The 17978-nt window shown below is 51.6% G+C and carries 17 protein-coding genes; 2 read left to right on the top strand and 15 right to left on the bottom strand.

Going from position 1 to position 17978, the window contains the following annotated elements; translation table 11 throughout:
- Nucleotides 1–79: 79 nt before the first annotated feature.
- From CPA45_RS21195 to CPA45_RS21160, 8 genes are all read right to left on the bottom strand, one after another.
- Complete coding sequence (locus CPA45_RS21195; RefSeq protein WP_096655071.1) at nt 80–595, bottom strand: STAS domain-containing protein; 516 nt, start codon at nt 593–595, stop codon at nt 80–82.
- Entirely contained in the window at nt 585–1778 is a 1194-nt protein-coding gene (locus CPA45_RS21190) for a PP2C family protein-serine/threonine phosphatase (RefSeq protein WP_096655069.1), read from the bottom strand. The genes CPA45_RS21195 and CPA45_RS21190 overlap by 11 nt, the downstream gene beginning before the upstream one ends.
- Before the next feature lie 8 nt (nt 1779–1786).
- On the bottom strand, nt 1787–2587 hold the full coding sequence (locus CPA45_RS21185) for an MlaA family lipoprotein (RefSeq protein WP_096655067.1): 801 nt from the start codon (nt 2585–2587) through the stop codon (nt 1787–1789).
- Nucleotides 2588–2661: 74 nt separating this feature from the next.
- The gene (locus tag CPA45_RS21180; protein WP_096655065.1) at nt 2662–3783 is read right to left on the bottom strand and encodes a beta-ketoacyl-ACP synthase III; all 1122 of its coding nucleotides are present in this window, start codon (nt 3781–3783) and stop codon (nt 2662–2664) included.
- Nucleotides 3784–3895: 112 nt separating this feature from the next.
- Complete coding sequence (hrpA, locus tag CPA45_RS21175) at nt 3896–7930, bottom strand: ATP-dependent RNA helicase HrpA (protein ID WP_096655063.1); 4035 nt, start codon at nt 7928–7930, stop codon at nt 3896–3898.
- A 113-nt stretch (nt 7931–8043) separates the two neighbouring features.
- Nucleotides 8044–9714 carry an AMP-binding protein gene (locus CPA45_RS21170; RefSeq protein ID WP_096655061.1) on the bottom strand — a complete coding sequence of 557 codons (1671 nt, stop codon included), beginning with the start codon at nt 9712–9714 and terminating at the stop codon, nt 8044–8046.
- 205 nt (nt 9715–9919) lie between these two features.
- Nucleotides 9920–10699 (bottom strand): class II glutamine amidotransferase, encoded by a 780-nt coding sequence (locus tag CPA45_RS21165; protein WP_096655059.1) that lies wholly within the window; start codon nt 10697–10699, stop codon nt 9920–9922.
- A 51-nt stretch (nt 10700–10750) separates the two neighbouring features.
- Nucleotides 10751–11176, bottom strand: coding sequence for a hypothetical protein (locus CPA45_RS21160; RefSeq protein WP_096655057.1), 426 nt, complete (start codon nt 11174–11176; stop codon nt 10751–10753).
- A 62-nt stretch (nt 11177–11238) separates the two neighbouring features.
- On the opposite strand from CPA45_RS21160, the gene CPA45_RS21155 reads away from it, so the two are divergent.
- Both CPA45_RS21155 and CPA45_RS22905 read left to right on the top strand, forming a co-directional pair.
- Entirely contained in the window at nt 11239–13332 is a 2094-nt protein-coding gene (locus CPA45_RS21155; RefSeq protein WP_096655055.1) for a S9 family peptidase, read from the top strand.
- Between the two features lie 288 nt (nt 13333–13620).
- Nucleotides 13621–13779: a hypothetical protein gene (locus tag CPA45_RS22905; RefSeq protein WP_165771603.1), complete on the top strand. Its 159-nt coding sequence runs from the start codon at nt 13621–13623 to the stop codon at nt 13777–13779.
- 43 nt (nt 13780–13822) lie between these two features.
- Here CPA45_RS22905 and CPA45_RS21150 read toward each other — a convergent pair whose 3' ends face one another.
- The 7 genes from CPA45_RS21150 to CPA45_RS21120 all read right to left on the bottom strand — a co-directional run.
- Nucleotides 13823–14278, bottom strand: coding sequence for a YcgN family cysteine cluster protein (locus CPA45_RS21150; protein ID WP_096655053.1), 456 nt, complete (start codon nt 14276–14278; stop codon nt 13823–13825).
- Between the two features lie 70 nt (nt 14279–14348).
- Complete coding sequence (locus tag CPA45_RS21145; protein WP_096655051.1) at nt 14349–14927, bottom strand: acyl carrier protein phosphodiesterase; 579 nt, start codon at nt 14925–14927, stop codon at nt 14349–14351.
- The gene (locus CPA45_RS21140; protein ID WP_096655049.1) at nt 14924–15217 is read right to left on the bottom strand and encodes a YcgL domain-containing protein; all 294 of its coding nucleotides are present in this window, start codon (nt 15215–15217) and stop codon (nt 14924–14926) included. The genes CPA45_RS21145 and CPA45_RS21140 overlap by 4 nt, the downstream gene beginning before the upstream one ends.
- A complete protein-coding gene (gene rnd, locus CPA45_RS21135; RefSeq protein WP_096655047.1) occupies nt 15214–16347 on the bottom strand; it encodes a ribonuclease D in 1134 nt (377 codons plus the stop codon). The genes CPA45_RS21140 and rnd overlap by 4 nt, the downstream gene beginning before the upstream one ends.
- A gap of 48 nt (nt 16348–16395) precedes the next feature.
- Complete coding sequence (gene recR / locus CPA45_RS21130; RefSeq protein WP_078088116.1) at nt 16396–17001, bottom strand: recombination mediator RecR; 606 nt, start codon at nt 16999–17001, stop codon at nt 16396–16398.
- A gap of 3 nt (nt 17002–17004) precedes the next feature.
- Nucleotides 17005–17331 carry a YbaB/EbfC family nucleoid-associated protein gene (locus tag CPA45_RS21125; RefSeq protein WP_078088117.1) on the bottom strand — a complete coding sequence of 109 codons (327 nt, stop codon included), beginning with the start codon at nt 17329–17331 and terminating at the stop codon, nt 17005–17007.
- 120 nt (nt 17332–17451) lie between these two features.
- The coding region (locus CPA45_RS21120) for a DNA polymerase III subunit gamma/tau C-terminal domain-containing protein (RefSeq protein ID WP_279628832.1) at nt 17452–17978 on the bottom strand (527 nt) is incomplete at its 5' end.

The following is a 17978-nucleotide window of genomic DNA, read 5'->3' as shown; positions in this document are numbered from 1 at the left end:
TGCTCTCAGTGCCAATAAAGAACCTAATGAACAGACGTCGATAAAAGGCTCACGAAAAGCATTGAATGGCGCGTCTATTCTATATAGCAGGCGTATTCTGAGATTCGAGCATTTCCACCAGCGGTTGAAATTGCTCGCGATTATGCTCATTCATATGCATTAGAATTCGATGCGCCTCCAGTATTCTATTGCGAAGCCCCTCTTCGTCAGCAGGTTCTTCTGGTAGCTCCTCAAGCACATCGTTAAGCGATGCTTCTGCCTGTAAGGGCGCTTCCATTAATGTAAAAAACCGAGCGAATCCCATTACGTCAAGCATCTGCCGAACATCTGGATTGTCGGCAATAATCGTTGGTGGCTGCTCTAAACGCCCTTTAACAGCCATCGCTACTTTAGCGAGAAAGCCTAACGCAGTGGAGTCAACGTTAGTTGCTTCACGCAAGTCAATCATTACCGCCTGTAGCCCCGGGGTTGCAGCAAGTCGCTGGGCTTGGGTATCAAGAGTCGCGCATAACGTTAGACGCACGTCGCCACATAATTTTAAAACAAAAACACCGGAATCGAACGCCGCTTTAATGCGGCCTTCTTCAATCAGCATGACCAAATCCGCTCACCATCATGATTGTCAGGTCATCGGGCAAAGCATCGCGGTCTTGGTTTACCTCATCGTCTGCATCTCCTTGTATCAGGAGCGCATTCGTCTGAGTTAGCCGGTCGCGCAACTGCTCAAGCGTGATACTTTCGCTTACTAATTGCTCGAGTTCCTTGAGCCGCGTGTCGAGCGTTTTACCCGGCAAGCATTCCAACACACCATCTGAGCATAACCATAGGCGAAACTCAGAGGGTAGCGCACAGCTGAGTGAAGGATACTCCACATCAGGAAAAAGGCCTACTGGCATTCCTTCACCGGCTAAGCACACTAATGAATCATTCGTGGCCAGCAGTGGCATAGGCAGCTGCGCACCGAGCGAATAGTGCAGAGTCTTTGCCTCATGGTCAATAACACCTACAAATAAGGTGGCATGTTTACCAATATCGGTATCTTGTAACTCTCTATTTAGCGCGGCCAGCCAATTGGGGGGCAACAGTTCTGGGTGCAGCCCATCCCATTCGTTAAGCCACCGATTACAAAGGTATTTTAGCAGCACCGTTACAAACGCAGAGGAAGCACCATGCCCTGATACATCGGCAAAATAGAAAATACTGTAGTGTTCGTTATAGCGCTGGTAGTCAAGAAAATCGCCTGACAAATAGAGCGAAGGAGCGAACCAGTAGTCGTAATAAACACCGTTGATCACTTTCGGCTGTGCTGGCAAAAGGCGTCTTTGTATATGCCCGCCACTCTGCTGGTCCATACGTAGCAGGGCCAGATGGGTTTCCAAGCTCTCGTTGAGTTCCGCCAAGCGCTCTCGGTCTCGATCACGCTCCAAAGCAAGCTGGTGTAGCTCAATAGCCTTACGAATCATGCGTCGCAACAGCTCTGCGTGACGCAGAGGATGCACGATATAATCGACTAGTCCTACATCAACCGCTTTTATCAGGTCGGCATCTTGGCGGGAGTCACTCACCACCAAGGTAGGTAGACGATGCGTTAATTGAGACCACTGCTGACGCGGCACCGCTCGCGCGTGGGCGACAATCAATGCCGTACCAGCAGGCAAATCCTGGATACTGTCTGCTGCAAACACTGACATGCCATCACAGGTAATCGCTTCGGCCAAGGCGTTACGCTCTGGACCTGGCTCATCGATTACCGCGATCAACTGCTTGGAATGATCCATGTTAAGCCTCAATCGGCGAAATCGTCGTCACCAAAGTCAGTAGCATCAAATTCAAAATCATCCATGGCAAAAGGATCATCACCTAGTTCACCATCACTGATCAAAAACTGACGGCGCTGCAAAAATGCATCACGGATAAATCGGTAGCGGTCACCACGAATAAGCTCTTCCTGGTCTAATAGCCCTGCTCGAATATGGACAATATCCAGCGCGGTCAAACCCGCGCGCAGATGGTGGTCATCCATATACGTAACCGGGTGAGCGACAATGTCGAATGGAAGACCTGTGGCATCCCTAAGCGTGCGAGGCCCCAGCAGAGGTAGGACGAGATAGCGAGAGTCCTCCCATCCCCATACCGCTAGGGTCTGGCCAAAATCCTCATCATCTGCGGTAATCTGCATGTGAGTGGCATAATCAAGTAAGCCACCAATGCCTACGGTTGAGTTGATCAAAAAGCGTGAGGTTGCTAAGCCTGCATTGCCAGGTTTGCCCTGCAAAAGACTATTAATGGCAGTGCGCACTTCCCCCAGGTTAGAGAAAAAATTACCCACTCCCGTTTGCACTGGAGCAGGGGTAACATTGCGATACCCCGTTGCCACAGGTTTAAGTGCGTAACGGTCTAGCACATCGTTGAAGGCAAATACACGGCGGTTAAAGCCCTCCCATGGATCCTCCGGATGGGCTTCCTCTGCCATGTTTGAACCAGTACTGGCGCAGCCTCCCATGCCTAGCGTGGCTAGCAACAATATAGGCAGCATTCGCTGTCGCACTCGGCAGACAGGCGCTTGCTTCGCTAACAACCTCAGCATGATCGTTCCTCTTTCAACGTTAAAACACCTTTACAAATGACAAGTAATACAAATGATAAGCAATCTTTTGTCGGCTATTGGCGGCGAATAACTACGCTACCGGCGCTGTAGCCTGCACCAAATGAGCAGATAACACCAATATCACCAGATTCAAACGCGTCCCGGTGAAGGTGGAAAGCGATAATCGAACCAGCTGAGCTAGTATTTGCATAACGATCAAGAATGATGGGAGCCTGCTCTTCGCTAGGATCTCGCCCCAGTACCTTTCGCGCAATGAGATCGTTCATATGACGATTAGCCTGATGCAACCACATACGCGTTAAGTCACTACCCGCCAGTTCCAACGAGGCCAAGTGGTCGGTAATTAACTGCGCAACCATCGGGCAAACTTCTCGGAACACCCGACGGCCCTCTTGTACAAACAGCTTGTCGACTGCAAGTGGATCGCTGTCGGTAATACGGTTCAAGAAGCCCGCATTGTTACGAATGGCATTAGAAAACTTGGTCACTAAACGGGTGCCAAGAATTTCATAGCGCTGCTCAGCAACGGCACAAGTACTATTTTCTAGCACCATGGCAGTACAAGCATCGCCGAAAATAAAGTGGCTGTCACGGTCTGTAAAATTTAGATGCGCGGAACAAATTTCAGGATTGACCACCAGTGCTCGTTTTACACTACCAGACGCTATGGCATTTGCCGCTGTTTCAAGCGCAAATGTAGCAGAGCTACAGGCTACGTTCATATCAAACCCATAACCACTGGCGCCTAGCGCTTGCTGTACCTCTACCGCTACTGCCGGGTAGGCACGCTCTAAATTAGAGCAAGCAACAATGACAAGCTCGATATCGCCTGGTGCTACTTGAGCTGCCGCTAATGCTTGACGCGCCGCTTCGGTCGCCATCTCACACTGAATCGATGGCTCATCGTTATTGCGCTGAGGTAGTTTAGGCCGCATACGCTCAGGGTCAAGGATACCTGAGGCGTCCAATACATAGCGGCTTTTAATACCAGAGGCTTTCTCAATAAACTCACTGCTAGAGTGGGCTAACGGCTGCTGCTCTCCGCGTGCAATGGCATCGGCATTGCGTAAGTTTTGATTGTCTACCCAAGCATTAAATGCGGCGACCAAGGCCTCATTATCGATGGCGTGTTCCGGCGTATAAAGCCCTGTACCGGTTATCACCACATGTGTCATGCATCTCTCCTTTAAGCAGCCTACTACTGATCGTTGGCTGTCAGCAGCTCGTAAGCGCGAGCCTACTAGCGTATTACTGTGTGCGTTAATAGCGCGCTGTACCAGCCACGCTCTAAACGCTAATTATCTCTTCCCAGCGTTTTTCTAGACGCTTAACCGATACCGGTATTTTAGTACCTAGCTGCTGTGCAAATAGCGAAACCCTAAGCTCTTGAATCCACCAGCCAAACGCCACTAATTCTGGATCTTCTATATCGCCTCGACGCTCGCTTTTACGACGTGCGTCAAAGCGTGTTTCTAACGCTTGGACATCATGCATCATCATTTGGTCGCGCCCACGTTCGCGGGCTGCTTTTTCAAGCCTAATGAGCGCTGCTTCTGTATAGCGCGGATAGTCTGCAAGCCACTCCCCCGAATCACGAATGAAGCCAGGATAAACCAAACGCTGCATCTGCGCGCTAACATCGCTGTAAACCAGGGCTAAGGCGAAGTTGAGCTTACCCTTGAGCACCTTACTCACAGCCAAATGGCCCTTTAAGGCCACTTCAACCGTTTTCAGGAGAGCATTTGCATAATCGACCAACTCAGCCTCAGTGGCTTTTAAACGATCGTCAAGGGCGCTTGCTGAACGCGGTAATGGGTGCTGCGCTACCACCTGAGTGAAGACTGCCAGTAGTAGATCATCCATTAACGCTTGCTTGCTACCTACTTTGGCAAATAGCAGCGCGCACTTTTCCACATCCTTCAAACGCCTAATGGCCTTTACATGCTCTGGCCGCTTAGCAATTGCCAAACGGGCGATACCCTCTTGATGGGCAGCCTCTGCTTTTGCAGGGTGGTCGAAAAGCGCAACCTTGAAGTCATCACCAGCGGCCACTAATGCAGGATACGCCTCTACACGAATGCCTGCTTGCGTTGTCACCCGCGACTCTGGGAGCGGTTCACTAGGTAAGCCATCAAGAACTGGCGCTTGACTGGATTGCTCGGCAAGCGCTTGCGCACCAGCGCTTGCCGCAGCCTCAAAGCGCCTCTCTAGTGCCCGCACATCCCGCCCTTGCCCTAATAGCTCACCGGCATGGTCAACCACACGGACATTCATCAATAGGTGTGGCTCCAGCAAATCTAACCGCCAATCATCGGCATGCACCCGTGTACCACTACGACGACGAATAAACTCACCCAGCGCCTCGGTTAACGGGCGCTGGTCTGGCACCAGCATTGCTAGCGCCGCATCTACCCAATCGGGTATCGGCACGACTTGGCGGCGTATACTTTTAGGCAGCGATTTAAGCAACGCAATGCACTTTTCACGCAACATCCCCGGCACCAACCACTCTAAAGCATGCACTGGCAGTTGGGGCAACATCGCGGCGGGTACTGTGATCGTCACCCCATCGTCCTCAGCTTCAGGGTTGAAATGGTAGCTTACAGGGTAGGCTACCCCAGCCAGGATGAGATGATCCGGATAGTGGGATTGAGTAATATCTTCCGCTTGCCGAGCTTTAAGCGACTCAATATCGAACTTAAGCAGCTCGGGGTCTTGGCGCTCAGCTTGCTTACGCCAGTACTCAAAGCCCTTGCCATTAACAATATCCTCTGGCAACCGCTCATCATAAAATGCAAACAGCGTCTCTTCATCAACTAAGATATCGCGACGACGAGCACGATCTTCCAGTGCCTCAACCTCGTCAACCAGCGCTCGGTTATGGGCAAAAAACGCACCTTTAGTTTGAAACTCCCCTTCTACCAGGGCACGGCGAATAAACAGCTCGCGAGACTCCCGGGGAGCAATAGGGCCGTAATGCACCCGGCGACGCGACACGATAGGTAATCCAAACAGGGTTACCTGTTCAAAAGCAACCACCTGCGCCCGCTTCATTTCCCAATGAGGCTCGCTATAGCTGCGCTTAAGAAGGTGCTCGGCCTGGGGCTCTATCCACTGTGAATCAATTTTGGCAACCGTGCGCGCAAACAGTTTCGTGGTTTCTACCAACTCAAAGGCCATTAGCCACTTGGGAGTTTTCTTAGCCAAGCCAGAACCTGGATGAATCATCAACTTACGGTTGCGCGCTCCAAGATACTCACGGTTCTCCAGCAAGGTCGCCACGTTGGATAACAAGCCAGAAAGCAGCGCTTGATGAAGCTTACCAGACATTTTGCGACGTGCTTGCCGTGCCTGCTCTTCGCTTTCGCTCTCATCTTTGGGTAGCGCTGCAGGCACCTCGATATCCATATCACGTAACAACTGACGCAGCTGACGGAAGGTATCGTGCCACTCGCGTACTCGCAGGTAATTAATGTAATGATCGCGGCACCAACGGCGTAACTGATTGCCGGAAAGTGCCTCTCGAGCATTCTCAATGCCGTGCCATAAATTTAACAGCGCGACAAAATCAGAATCAGGATCATGCCAGCGCTGGTGGGCCTGATCAGCCGCTTGACGCTTATCAGCTGGCCGGTCGCGTGGGTCCTGGATGGCCAGCGCAGAGACTACAATGAGCACATCGCGCAGGCTGCCGCGCTCGGCACCAGCCAACACCATCCGTGCCAAACGCGGATCTATAGGCAGCTTGGCCAGTTTGCGCCCCAAAGGGCTAAGACGCTGCTGCTCGTCTACCGCGCCCAACTCAAAGAGCAGACGGAAGCCATCCTTAACGAAACGGCTATCCGGCGGGTCGACAAACGGAAAGTCTTCAATATGACCAAGCTTCAGCGCCAGCATTGAAAGAATCACTGACGCTAAATTAGTTCGCTGAATTTCTGGATCGGTAAACGCCGGCCGTGAGAGGAAGTCCTCTTCATCGTAGAGCCGAATACAGGCCCCTTCGGCCACCCGTCCACAGCGTCCTTTACGCTGGTTGGCGCTGGCTTGGCTGATCGGTTCAACAGGCAGCCGCTGAATTTTTGACCGGTAGCTATAGCGACTAATGCGCACTAAGCCAGGATCAATCACATAACGGATACCAGGTACGGTAAGCGATGTTTCGGCCACGTTGGTCGCCAGCACAATACGTCGCCCGCGGTGTGGCGCGAATACACGGTTTTGCTCTTCATTCGAGAGCCGTGCATAGAGTGGCAGTATTTCAGTGCCTGTTAAATCGGCACGCCGCAAGGTATCAGCAGTCTCACGGATTTCCCGCTCACCTGGGAGAAACACCAATACATCACGGGGACCATGCAACCAGCCTTTCTCGCGTTCAATAACCTCAATTTCTTGTACCGCATGCAGAATACCTTCTTGCAGCGTACGGTCCTCTTCATCCTCAGCATCACGCACAAGGGGGCGGTAAAATACATCGACGGGGAATGTGCGCCCGGAAACCTCAACCACGGGAGCAGGCGTTGGCGTTTCAGAGCTCACACAAGAGCGTTCAAAAACATTGCCAAAGTGAGCTGCAAAACGAGCTACATCAATAGTCGCAGAGGTAATAATAACTTTAAGATCAGGCCTCTGGGGCAGTAACCGCTTAAGATAACCAAGTAGAAAATCGATGTTTAAACTACGCTCGTGTGCCTCATCAATAATCAGAGTGTCGTAGCGCAGCAACTGCGGGTCGTGCTGGGTCTCGGCTAACAAAATACCATCGGTCATCAGCTTAACCAGCGTATTAGGCGTGCTTTGGTCAGTAAAGCGAACCTGGTAGCCCACCTGCTCCCCCAGCGCTACGTTTAGCTCTTCAGCTAAGCGTGTTGCTACGCTACGGGCGGCCAAACGGCGAGGTTGAGTATGACCGATTAACCCACGACGCCCCCTGCCTAGTTCTAGACATATCTTGGGTAGCTGGGTTGTTTTACCTGACCCAGTTTCCCCCGCTACGACAACCACTTGGTGGTCACGAATAGCGTTAAGAATATCTTCCCGCCGCTCCACAACGGGCAACTCGGCAGGGTAATTCAATACCACTGGCTGGGCTTCACGCTGCCTGATGACTTGCCTAGCCTTTTCGAGATCACGCTGAACATCATATAAGCCGCGATCAATTGGCTTCTTTTCCCGTAATCGACGCTCTAAACCAGCGACACGACGCGATAGACGCTGAGCATCACGCAGCATTAATTGGCTCAGCGCCTCGTTTAACGCGGTGAGCTGTTGGGCATCTGTGCAGGGGGAGTGCGTGTCGGTGGTCACGTTATGCTCGGTTTCCATCACATTAAAAAAAGTCGGCCCACTCTTAGAGCAGGCCGACCATTGTAACGCTTTCAACTAGGTGGCGCCTAACGGCGACTTAACACACGCTTGCTACCACCCAGACTAAGCGCTCAACTAGCTGTGGTTTCTTCATCCCTCAACTGACGGCGCAACACCTTGCCCACATTGGTTTTAGGTAGTTCATCGCGGAACTCAACATATTTGGGCACTTTATAGCCGGTCAGCTCTTTTTTACACCAGCTGCGCAACGTTTCTGCATCTAGCTGGCTATTTTTTGTAACCACAAACAATTTGATAGCTTCACCAGCGTTTTCATCAGGCACGCCAACGGCCGCTGCCTCGAGAACATCTGGATGAGCTGCTACGACATCCTCAATTTCATTGGGGTATACATTGAAACCAGATACCAAAATCATGTCTTTCTTACGATCGACAATACGAATATAGCCATCTTCCTGCAGGATAGCGATATCACCAGTATGGAACCAACCATCCTCATCAATCGAATTACGGGTCTCCTCTTCGCGCTGCCAATAGCCCTTCATGACTTGCGGGCCTTGAACGCATAGCTCGCCAGGATCGCCTAGTGCGACATCGTTCCCATCGGCATCCACCACTTTGACCGATGTGCCCGCCACAGGCTTGCCGATAGTACCCAACTGAATGGCATTAGTCGGATTAAAGCTCACAATAGGGGACGTTTCCGTTAGCCCATAGCCCTCAGCAATAGAGCAACCGGTAGTTTCTTCCCAGCGCTGAGCAGCCGCTTTCGTCAGCGCCATGCCTCCTGAAATAGTGAGTTTAAGCTTAGAGAAGTCTAGTTGTTTAAAGTCATCACGATTACACAACGCATTGAACAGCGTGTTGAGGCCGATAAACCCTGTGAAGGGTAATCCTTTTAACTCTTTAACGAAGCTAGGCAGGTCACGAGGGTTAGTAATCAGTAGAGAGTGATTACCTGTTTCCATCAAAAACAAACAGTTAACGGTAAAGGTATAGATGTGATAAACCGGCAATGGGGCAATCACCAACTCTTCACCATCGGTTAAATGCTCCCCAATAGCTGCACGCGCCTGAAGCATATTGGCGACTAAGTTGCAGTGGGTAAGCATCGCCCCTTTCGGCATACCGGTAGTACCTCCGGTGTACTGAAGGGCCGCCAAATCATCCAGACTGCGACTCACCTCAGTATGGCTAAGGGAGGCACCTTTTTTGAGAGCATCTCGAAAACTAACAGCACTAGGCAGCGAGTAAGCAGGCACCATTTTCTTAACATGCTTGACGACTGCATTGATTAACCAGCGTTTCGGCACATCATGAAGGTCCGCTAGCTGGGTTACCAACACGTGCTTAATTTCGGTTTTATCAAGCACTTTTTCCAGTTTATCCGCCATATTGGCCAATATAACAATGGCCTTGGCATTTGAATCTTTAAACTGATGCGCCATCTCCCGCTCAGTGTAAAGCGGGTTGGTATTCACTACGACTAAACCTGCCCGCAGCGCACCAAACACTGCTACGGGGAACTGCAAAACGTTAGGTAGTTGAATGGCAATCCGATCACCAGGCACTAAATCCGTTTCATGCTGCAGCCATGCAGCAAAATCTGCCGAGAGCCGATCAAGGTCAGAAAAAGTAAGCGTTTTTCCCATACAGGTAAACGCAGGTTTTTCCTTGAAACGCTTTACTGCCGAGTGGAAAACATCAGTGACTGAATCATATTGATCCAACCCTTCAAGCGCTGGGCCACGTAAAATGGGGGCATTGGCGTATTCGCTCATGGGCAATCTCCGCTATCCGTGTCGATGATCATACCGACCTTGTTATTTTTGCGAGGGTGAAGGAGCCAACGATATACGACAGACACCACGCTGTAAAACGATCGATTGAAACCAGCGTTTCAACTTTAGCTTATAGCGCAGTATCTTTTCCCAACAACGCTTCCCTTCACCTAACTGCTACTTACTACTGTAGCGACTGTTAGCGTTATGGACAGTAACGGGCTTGAATTTCTCCATCCCGCCATACCAAAAGTTCGCCGGACTGCATGCGCTTCCAAGCTTCGTTTTGGGTTAGCGGCTCGGTAGCAATCACCGATACGACATCATTAGGTGTGGTGTGCTCGATAAAATTGACGGTGATTTCAGCATCAGAAAGTTCCGCCTCCCCAAACGGCGCACACCGTGTAATGTGGGCGAGTTTTGTCGAGCAGTAGCAATAAAGGTAAGTGCCATCGGAAAGTAGCAGATTAAAAACGCCCAACCCACGGAGCTGCTCACACAGTGTATGCAAACGTTCCCAAACAAGCTCAGGGGCTGCAGGAGGTGTGGGGAAACAGCGCCGTAGCTCCCCCATTAGCCAGCAAAATGCATGCTCGCTATCGGTAGTACCTACGGGGGTATAAACACCCAGAGGCAGTTGCTGCCAATCGCTTAACTGCCCATTATGGGCGTAGCACCAGGGCCGCCCCCACATTTCCCGGGTAAAGGGGTGTGTATTAGCCAGGCGCACGCCGCCCACATTGGCTTGACGTATGTGGCTGATAACGACATTAGATTTGATAGGGTAATCACAAATTAACCGAGCAATCGGCGATTCAACCGAAGGGTGCGGGTCACGAAATTCGCGATATCCCCCCTCTTCATAGAACGCAATGCCCCAGCCATCCCGGTGGGGGCCTGTGCCCCCACCGCGGTGTAAAAAGCCTGAAAAACTAAAGCAGATATCAGTGGGCACGTTGGCACTCATGCCCAACAACTCACACATTGATGGGCTCCTTAAGGGCCATGTTATCCATTTTAAAGGCTGAGCGATCCATTAATTGATGACCGGTTCACGGCGGCGAGTAGGCTTGGGATCCTCCTCCACTTGGCGACGCTGAGGCGCTTCATCAATATCCTGAGGCCTACGCCACCACCAAAGCGCAATACCCACACAGGCTCCAACCGCCATCCCTAATATCAACCATAATAGACCACCGCGCAGAGCACTTGAGCTGCCCTCTAAAAAGCCTACTGCAGAGACCATAGCGGCGGGCGCCCAGCCAGTATAAAACTCACCTTCCTCCACTAGCGGCAAACGAAAACTGGCAGGTACCCACATCGCCCCGGCTACCACCCACGTCAAAACTAATCGTAGTAGGCGTGGCAACCACGCCAACGCAAAGTACACTGCCACTAGCACTAGCAGCGAAAGGCCATAATAACTTAGCCACAGCAGTGACATTGAGCTTCCAAACAGCATAATACCCCTCATGTGGGTGGACTCACCCGACGTTGATTTCTCGTTATGGTACCTATCAATTTATGAAAGCACAGCCCGGCATTAATCAAGGCTCGCCCGCTGCGCGCTATTATCGCGCCAATGATCCAAAATGGCACTGGCTAGAAACGCGTGAAGCACCAGAAGTAAACGAATTTTTAAATGCCGCCAACCAACAGCATAGCCAGTGGTTTGAGCCGCTCGCCCCTCTGGCAAACACTCTTTACAAAAGCCACTTGGCCCGCCGTGAACTTGCCGTCACCACTCTTAAGACAGCACTGGACTACTTTACGTTCTGGAGTGAAACCGGCGCAGAGGAGGACTACCCTTGCTGGTGGCGACATCCAAACGACCAGCCCCTAGAGCGTGAGCTGTTTTTAGACGTAAGAGCACGCGCAGCAGACCAGTCGTTTTATGATATGGGCGATATGGCGCTATCTCCTGATGAGCAGTGGCTTGCCTGGACCGAAGATACCCAAGGTGATGAGCGCTTCACTCTCTGGTTAAAAGCACTGCCTAATGGCGAGCCGATGCAGTTACTAACCGATATTGGTCCAGGCCTTTGCTGGGCAGAAGACCAAACATCCCTAGGGGCTACGCTGCTGTTTACCCGCTTTGACGATACTCAGCGTCCCGACAGCATTTGGCGGCTATGGATCCCTTTCCCAGCCTTAAGTGACATACCAGCCCCAACACTGGTTATCCGCGAGGAGGATTCTGAGTTTTGGCTGGGTATTGGCAAAACCCGCTCCAGAGAATGGCTAATTATTGACAGCGGCTCCAAGGACACCACAGAGATTGCCGTCCTGCCAGCCACTAACCCTGCTGCGAAACTTGAGTATCTGCACGCTCGCCAGCCAGGCATTGAAGTCAGCATTGACCACCGCCCCGGTGTGTTCTATCGACTACAAAATCAAACCGGCCCTCACTTTCAGCTCGACTATTTAGCTGAAGAGCAGCTAGGCAGGCATGATGCTCCCTGGCAGCCATTAATTAATCACCGTGATGAGGCAACCCTGGAAGGGGTTGATGCATTCGCTTGGGGCCTAATTGTCGCTGAGCGCAGCCATCGCGAAGCGCAGGTAGTGCTTCGTCGCATCGTACTCGATGAACAGCAGCAAGCACTGATAGATGACTACATAGCGCTACCAGAAACGCCCTGCTCACAACTGCTAGAGGACTCCCCGCACTTTGATACGCAAGAAGTAAGATTAAGAGAGGAGTCTTTCACCCGGCCGCCCAGCTGGTTCTCACTGAATCTCCAAAGTGGTGAGCGTACACTGCTTAAGTGTGTCGCGGTTTACGGTGACCTTTCACCGGAACAGTTGGTTTGCCGTCGCTTATGGGCCACCAGCGATGATGGCGAGCAGGTTCCCGTATCGGTTGTTATGCGCGCAGATTTGGCCAACCAAGCGCTACCCACGCTACTTTATGGCTACGGCGCTTACGGAGAAGCATTAGATCCTTGGTTTTCCATCGCTAGGCTTGAACTGCTAGAGCGCGGAGTGGCCTTTGCAGTCGCCCATGTACGCGGTGGCGGCGAGCGCGGCGAACCCTGGTACCTGCAAGGTAAAATGGCGCACAAAGAGAATAGCTTTAATGATTTTCTAGCTGCGCGAGAAGTGCTGGTATCCGCAGGGGTAAGCGACCCTCAGCGCATTGCCGCTTGTGGCGCCAGTGCTGGCGGGCTACTAGTCGGCACCTGCCTCAATCGTTCCCCCCAGGCGTTCTGCGCTGCAGTACTCGATGTGCCTTTTTTAGATGTATTGCGCACCATGCAGAACCCAGCACTACCGCTCACCACCGCAGAATATAGTGAGTGGGGCAATCCGGAGGCACCAGAGGTAGAGCAGCGTATCCGCAACTACTCCCCCATCGACAACATCACCCAACAAACCTATCCCGCGCTTTGGATTGAAGGCAGTTGGTTCGATACGCGGGTTAGCTACTGGGAACCAGCCAAGTTCTACGCCCTAGTGTCTCAAGCCCAGCAAGGCGAGGCACCAATCCTACTGCATACCGATATGAGCAGTGGCCACGGCGGCGCATCCGGCCGGTTCAAGGCATGGCGTGACACCGCACGCCAGGACGCCTTTATTCTTTGGGCGCTAGGCCTTGCCCCGCAAACGACCCAGTAACCCGTAAACGACCCAGTAAATCGATACGAAGCTCCTGCTGCTCGGCCTACAAAAAGGCGGCAGCATGGGGCTTCGCCCCTCGCTTACCCCCCATTTTAATTAGCCAATACTCACTACAGTGCAGTGTTAGCTGCGGACTGAGTGTAGCCATATTTTTTATGAAAATACTTTCCATAAAAATAATTTTACGCCATACTAGACCTTAGTCTAGTGCACTAATACCCAAGCATCACACCACTGTCTAAGCACTACACCGATATTCTGCTTAGAAGACTTAAGGAGACACTTATGAAGCATCAGGAACAGTTCCCCACTATTTGGGATGTATCACTCAAATCATCTGCTCACCAGCAGAAACAACCAACCACTGCCAAAGAAACCTCACGCTCCCTTAAAGAAGTATTCTTAACCCTCTGGGGTAGCGTCAAGCGTAAACCGGCAGCTTAAAGGGGACAGCCAGAGAAGATAGGTTGCCAAATGAGGGTATGGATTACATGGGGAGGACTGCAATAATATGCTCTTCTAAGCGCCGTTCAGGCACGTCATCTTGCGAAACCGCAAAACCACGCACACTAACGCCCTTCCTATGCACCCGTTCAGCATCGTTGCTGAGTAAAGGATGCCAGCCTGCAAGCTTGCGCCCCTCGGCCACCCGCCGATAGCCACAGGTCTGAGGCAGCCAAGTAAACTCCTTAACGAGTGCAGGTGTTAGCTGAGTACAGTCCGGCACGCTGTCAAAACGATTCGCATAGTCGCTGCATTGGCAGCTATGGATATCAAGCAAGCGGCAGGCAACGTTTAAAATAGCCAGCTCTTGCGTTTCATCATCATGCAGCTTTAACAGGCAACACTGTCCACAACCATCACACAACGCCTCCCACTCTTGGGGCGTGAGTTCATCCAGGGCGTATTTTTCCCAAAAGCGTTCGCGTATGGTGGCCTGCATTAACATTACCTTTATAAGCAACTGTTTGGTAAATAACCGCCTAGCTTTCTATTAACTGCTTGGTTGTCTATTAACGATATAAAATATCGGGGTCGCCTAGCGTGACTGTGCACTCTGCCCAAAGCGCCTGAAAATCATCTTCTAACCAGTAGTAATTTTCATTGAGCCAAGGGACTAACTCAGCCAAGCGATTGGGGCCCGATAAACGCTTCCCCACACCAGCAATAGCACGGCAGGTAAAATCAAAATCTGCATACCCCCTCAGCCAATCATGCTCCACTAATAGTGGCACCATCGTCGAGAGGCGATTAGGGGCCGACTTAGCGGATAGCAGCTGATAACAGCGTTCCACCAGTGCCTCATAGGGCTCTTCACCCAGTTGCTGCCTGGCTAAAAAGTGATCCCAGACAATATCTAGCGCAATGCCTACATAGCGCCTTTGCTGATAAGGCGCCCGTTGCTTAGCGCTCAATACCCGGGGGTGAGCATCCACCCAGGCATCAACCTTCCGATGGTGGCGAATACCGCACGCTACCGCAGTATGCCAAGCGCTTAGGTCACTCCCTTTAACCCCATCGGCAATCAAATTGCCGTATAGAAAAGCATCACTACCACGCTGGGCTAGCCATGCGTGGGCAAGAAAATTCATAACTGATGATTAACCTGGGCGCGATGAACATCTAACAAATAGGCTTCTTTTGCTGGAGGCATTTGCAGATAGAATCCCTGCGAATTAATAGAAGCCATGATGTCCTCCGCACTTGCTCGGGCCAGCTTCTTATCGGCAGTTAAGATCATCGTCAGCACTGCGATGGGTTTGCCAAACGTCTCCTTTAGCGTATCTGGCACTGGCGCTAACCCCTGCTTCTTATCAACGTACAGGTACATCTCCTCTTTACGAGAGCTTTTAAAAATCTCACAGAGAATTTTTTCGCTCATTGGGATGACTCCTTAAAGATTTGGGAAAGACCTTCGTTTAAACATCCAGCGCGCCAACCAGTTAAAGGTGCCAATGGCTCTCCAGCAAGTTGCTGCATTACCAAAGTCTCAATATCGCGGCGGCGTAATAGCACCTCTGGCGCAACCCCTAACTCCGCAGCCTTATCATTGATAACCTTTTTCAGCGCCTTAAAACACTTCTTGAAGTCGGACTGCATAGGGTCCGGCCAAGGCGAAGGCAGATCATCCTCAGCACAGTGGTAAGCTTGCTTTAACAGCGAGAGCAACGCATCCCCTTCCCTTTTGACCAACATTGGCTTTATTCCTTCAACCTCTGCCAGTTCATAACGGTTTTTGGGCATGGCGTCTGCCACCGCAAAGAGCAGCTTGTCACTGATTAACCAATTACGCGGTAAATCACGTCGGCGGGTTTCGCCTTCGCGCCAGATCGTCATCAAACGATATGCTTCTAACTGACGGGGAGAAAGCCGCCACAACTGACGATGCCGGGTATACCACTGTCCATCGCTTTCAACACTTCTGCCAGCTTGCTCAATAAGCGTAGAGCACTCCTCTTCAAGCCAGGAAAGCCGCCCGAGCTGGTCGAGCTTGCTGGACTGTAGCGCCCACACCTTAAGCAGACAGATAACATCAAGCGCAGCGTACTCACACTGTGCGGGTGTTAAAGGGCGCTCCAGCCAGTTAGATCGCGTTTCCTCTTTTGACAGAGACTCACCTATCCACAGCTCTACTAATTTCTGGTAGCCCATACCGGGATTTTCACCCAGAAGTGCTTGTGCGACCTGGGTATCAATAAGTGGTGCTGGCAGCACACCAGCCCAGTGCTGAAAAACTTCCAGGTCTTCACTGCACGCATGCAGTAGCTTCACCGCGTCGCTTTGTAATAGCTGGCGAAAGGCAGCTGTGCAGGGGGTCACTAGCGGGTCCACCAGATAGGCTTGCTCCCCCGCAGTAAATTGGATCAACGCTGGGATTGGGAAAAACGTATTTTCCCGAAAAAACTCAGTGTCCAAAGCGATGACAGATGCATCCGCAACCTGTTCACAGGCGGCATCAAGTGCTTCGGCGTTATCAATCCATTGATATAAGGGGGCGGTTAAAGAGGACAAGACATACTTCCAGGTTGGCACAATCGCCGCAGCGCTTGCGTTTAGAGGTTAATCGCTGGCGAAGGGCTGGCGACCATTAAATGCGCGACTCAAAGTCCCGCCATCCACGTATTCAAGCTCTCCGCCCATCGGCACACCATAAGCCAGTCGAGTGAACTTAACGCCATAATGTGCCAGCTGAGACGCGATGTAGTGAGCGGTAGCTTCGCCTTCCACTGTTGGGTTAGTGGCCAACACCACCTCGCAGACTATGCCTTCTGCCACATACGCTTCCAGCAAATCTAAGCCAATGGCGTCTGGCCCGATACCGTCCAGGGGAGAAAGATGGCCGTGCAACACAAAATAACGCCCTTGAAAGCCCCCCGCCTCTTCAATCGCAAGCTGGTCGGCAGGCGACTCAACAACGCATAGCAGCGTGTCATCACGCCGCGGGCTCTCACAAAGAGCACAAATATCTGCTTCTGTCAGTGTTCTGCAACGCTTGCAATACCCGACTTCTTCGATGGCCCGCTGGATAACACTCGCCAGCCGTTGTCCACCTGGGCGCTCACGCTCCAATATATGCATTGCCATACGCTGGGCCGTTTTGGGCCCAACGCCTGGCAGTACGCGAAACGCGTCCATGAGCTGTTCAACCAGAGGGGAAAATCGCATTGCTTAAAACGGCATCTTAAAACCGGGCGGCAGATTCAGGCCCGCGGTTGCTTCTTCCATTTTTGCCTTCGAACTGACCTCTACTTTGCGCACAGCATCATTGACAGCTGCGGCCAACAAGTCTTCCAAAAGCTCTTTATCTTCTTCCAGCACACTAGGATCAATCGTCACGTTACTAACATCATGCCGACCATTCATAGTGACCTTTACCATACCGGCACCGGCTTCACCCTGTACTTCAGACTTGGCAACCTCTTCCTGTACCCGTTGCATTTTTTCTTGCATCTCTTGGGCTTGTTTCATCAAGTTGCCCATTCCACCTTTAAACATGGTGATATCTCCTAATTGTGGTCAGTAAAGTAGTGACAAACAGATTGTGTGACAAACCGAGTACGTGGTAAGAAAAATATCCTATCGATAGTGTCAGCGTAGGCCGTCAAAGGTTATGTGTCATGAGCGCGTATCGGTTATTGGCTTAACGCTTGATTCAATTAGTGTTGCCCCGAAGGCTTGCTGTAATTTCTGTACATTGGGGTCGCGGTGCAATAGATCAATAGCTTCGGCATGACGCTCTCGCTGCAACCTCTCCTCCTGCTGACGTGGCGTTTCTACATCTGCAGCCAGCTCGGCCACCCTAAATTCAATACGCCGAATGATATCTTGTGCTTTGAGCGCTTTTTCGATGCGCGTTTGATGTATTTCTGCCTGCATCGCAGCTTGGCTTGGGTCCAAACGAAGTACCAGCGTACGCCCATCATCGCTCTCTACTTGGCAGTGCGCTGCCAAGCTACGAGTAAGCCCACCCAGCCCTAATGCATTAAAGCGCGCCAGCCATTGCGTTTGGTCAAGCAAAGTATCGCTTTGAGATAACGATTTTGGCGCAGGCTCCTGCACCGGTTTTGGCTCTGGCTCTGGCTCTGGCTCTGGCTCTGGCTCTGGCTCTGGCTCTGGCTCTGGCTCTGGCTCTGGCTCTGGCT

It is taken from the genome of Vreelandella nigrificans (assembly GCF_002374315.1).
Taxonomy (GTDB): Bacteria; Pseudomonadota; Gammaproteobacteria; order Pseudomonadales; family Halomonadaceae; genus Vreelandella; species Vreelandella nigrificans.
Note: the sequence above shows the minus strand (reverse complement) of the source record. Positions and strands in the feature narration are given on the sequence as shown.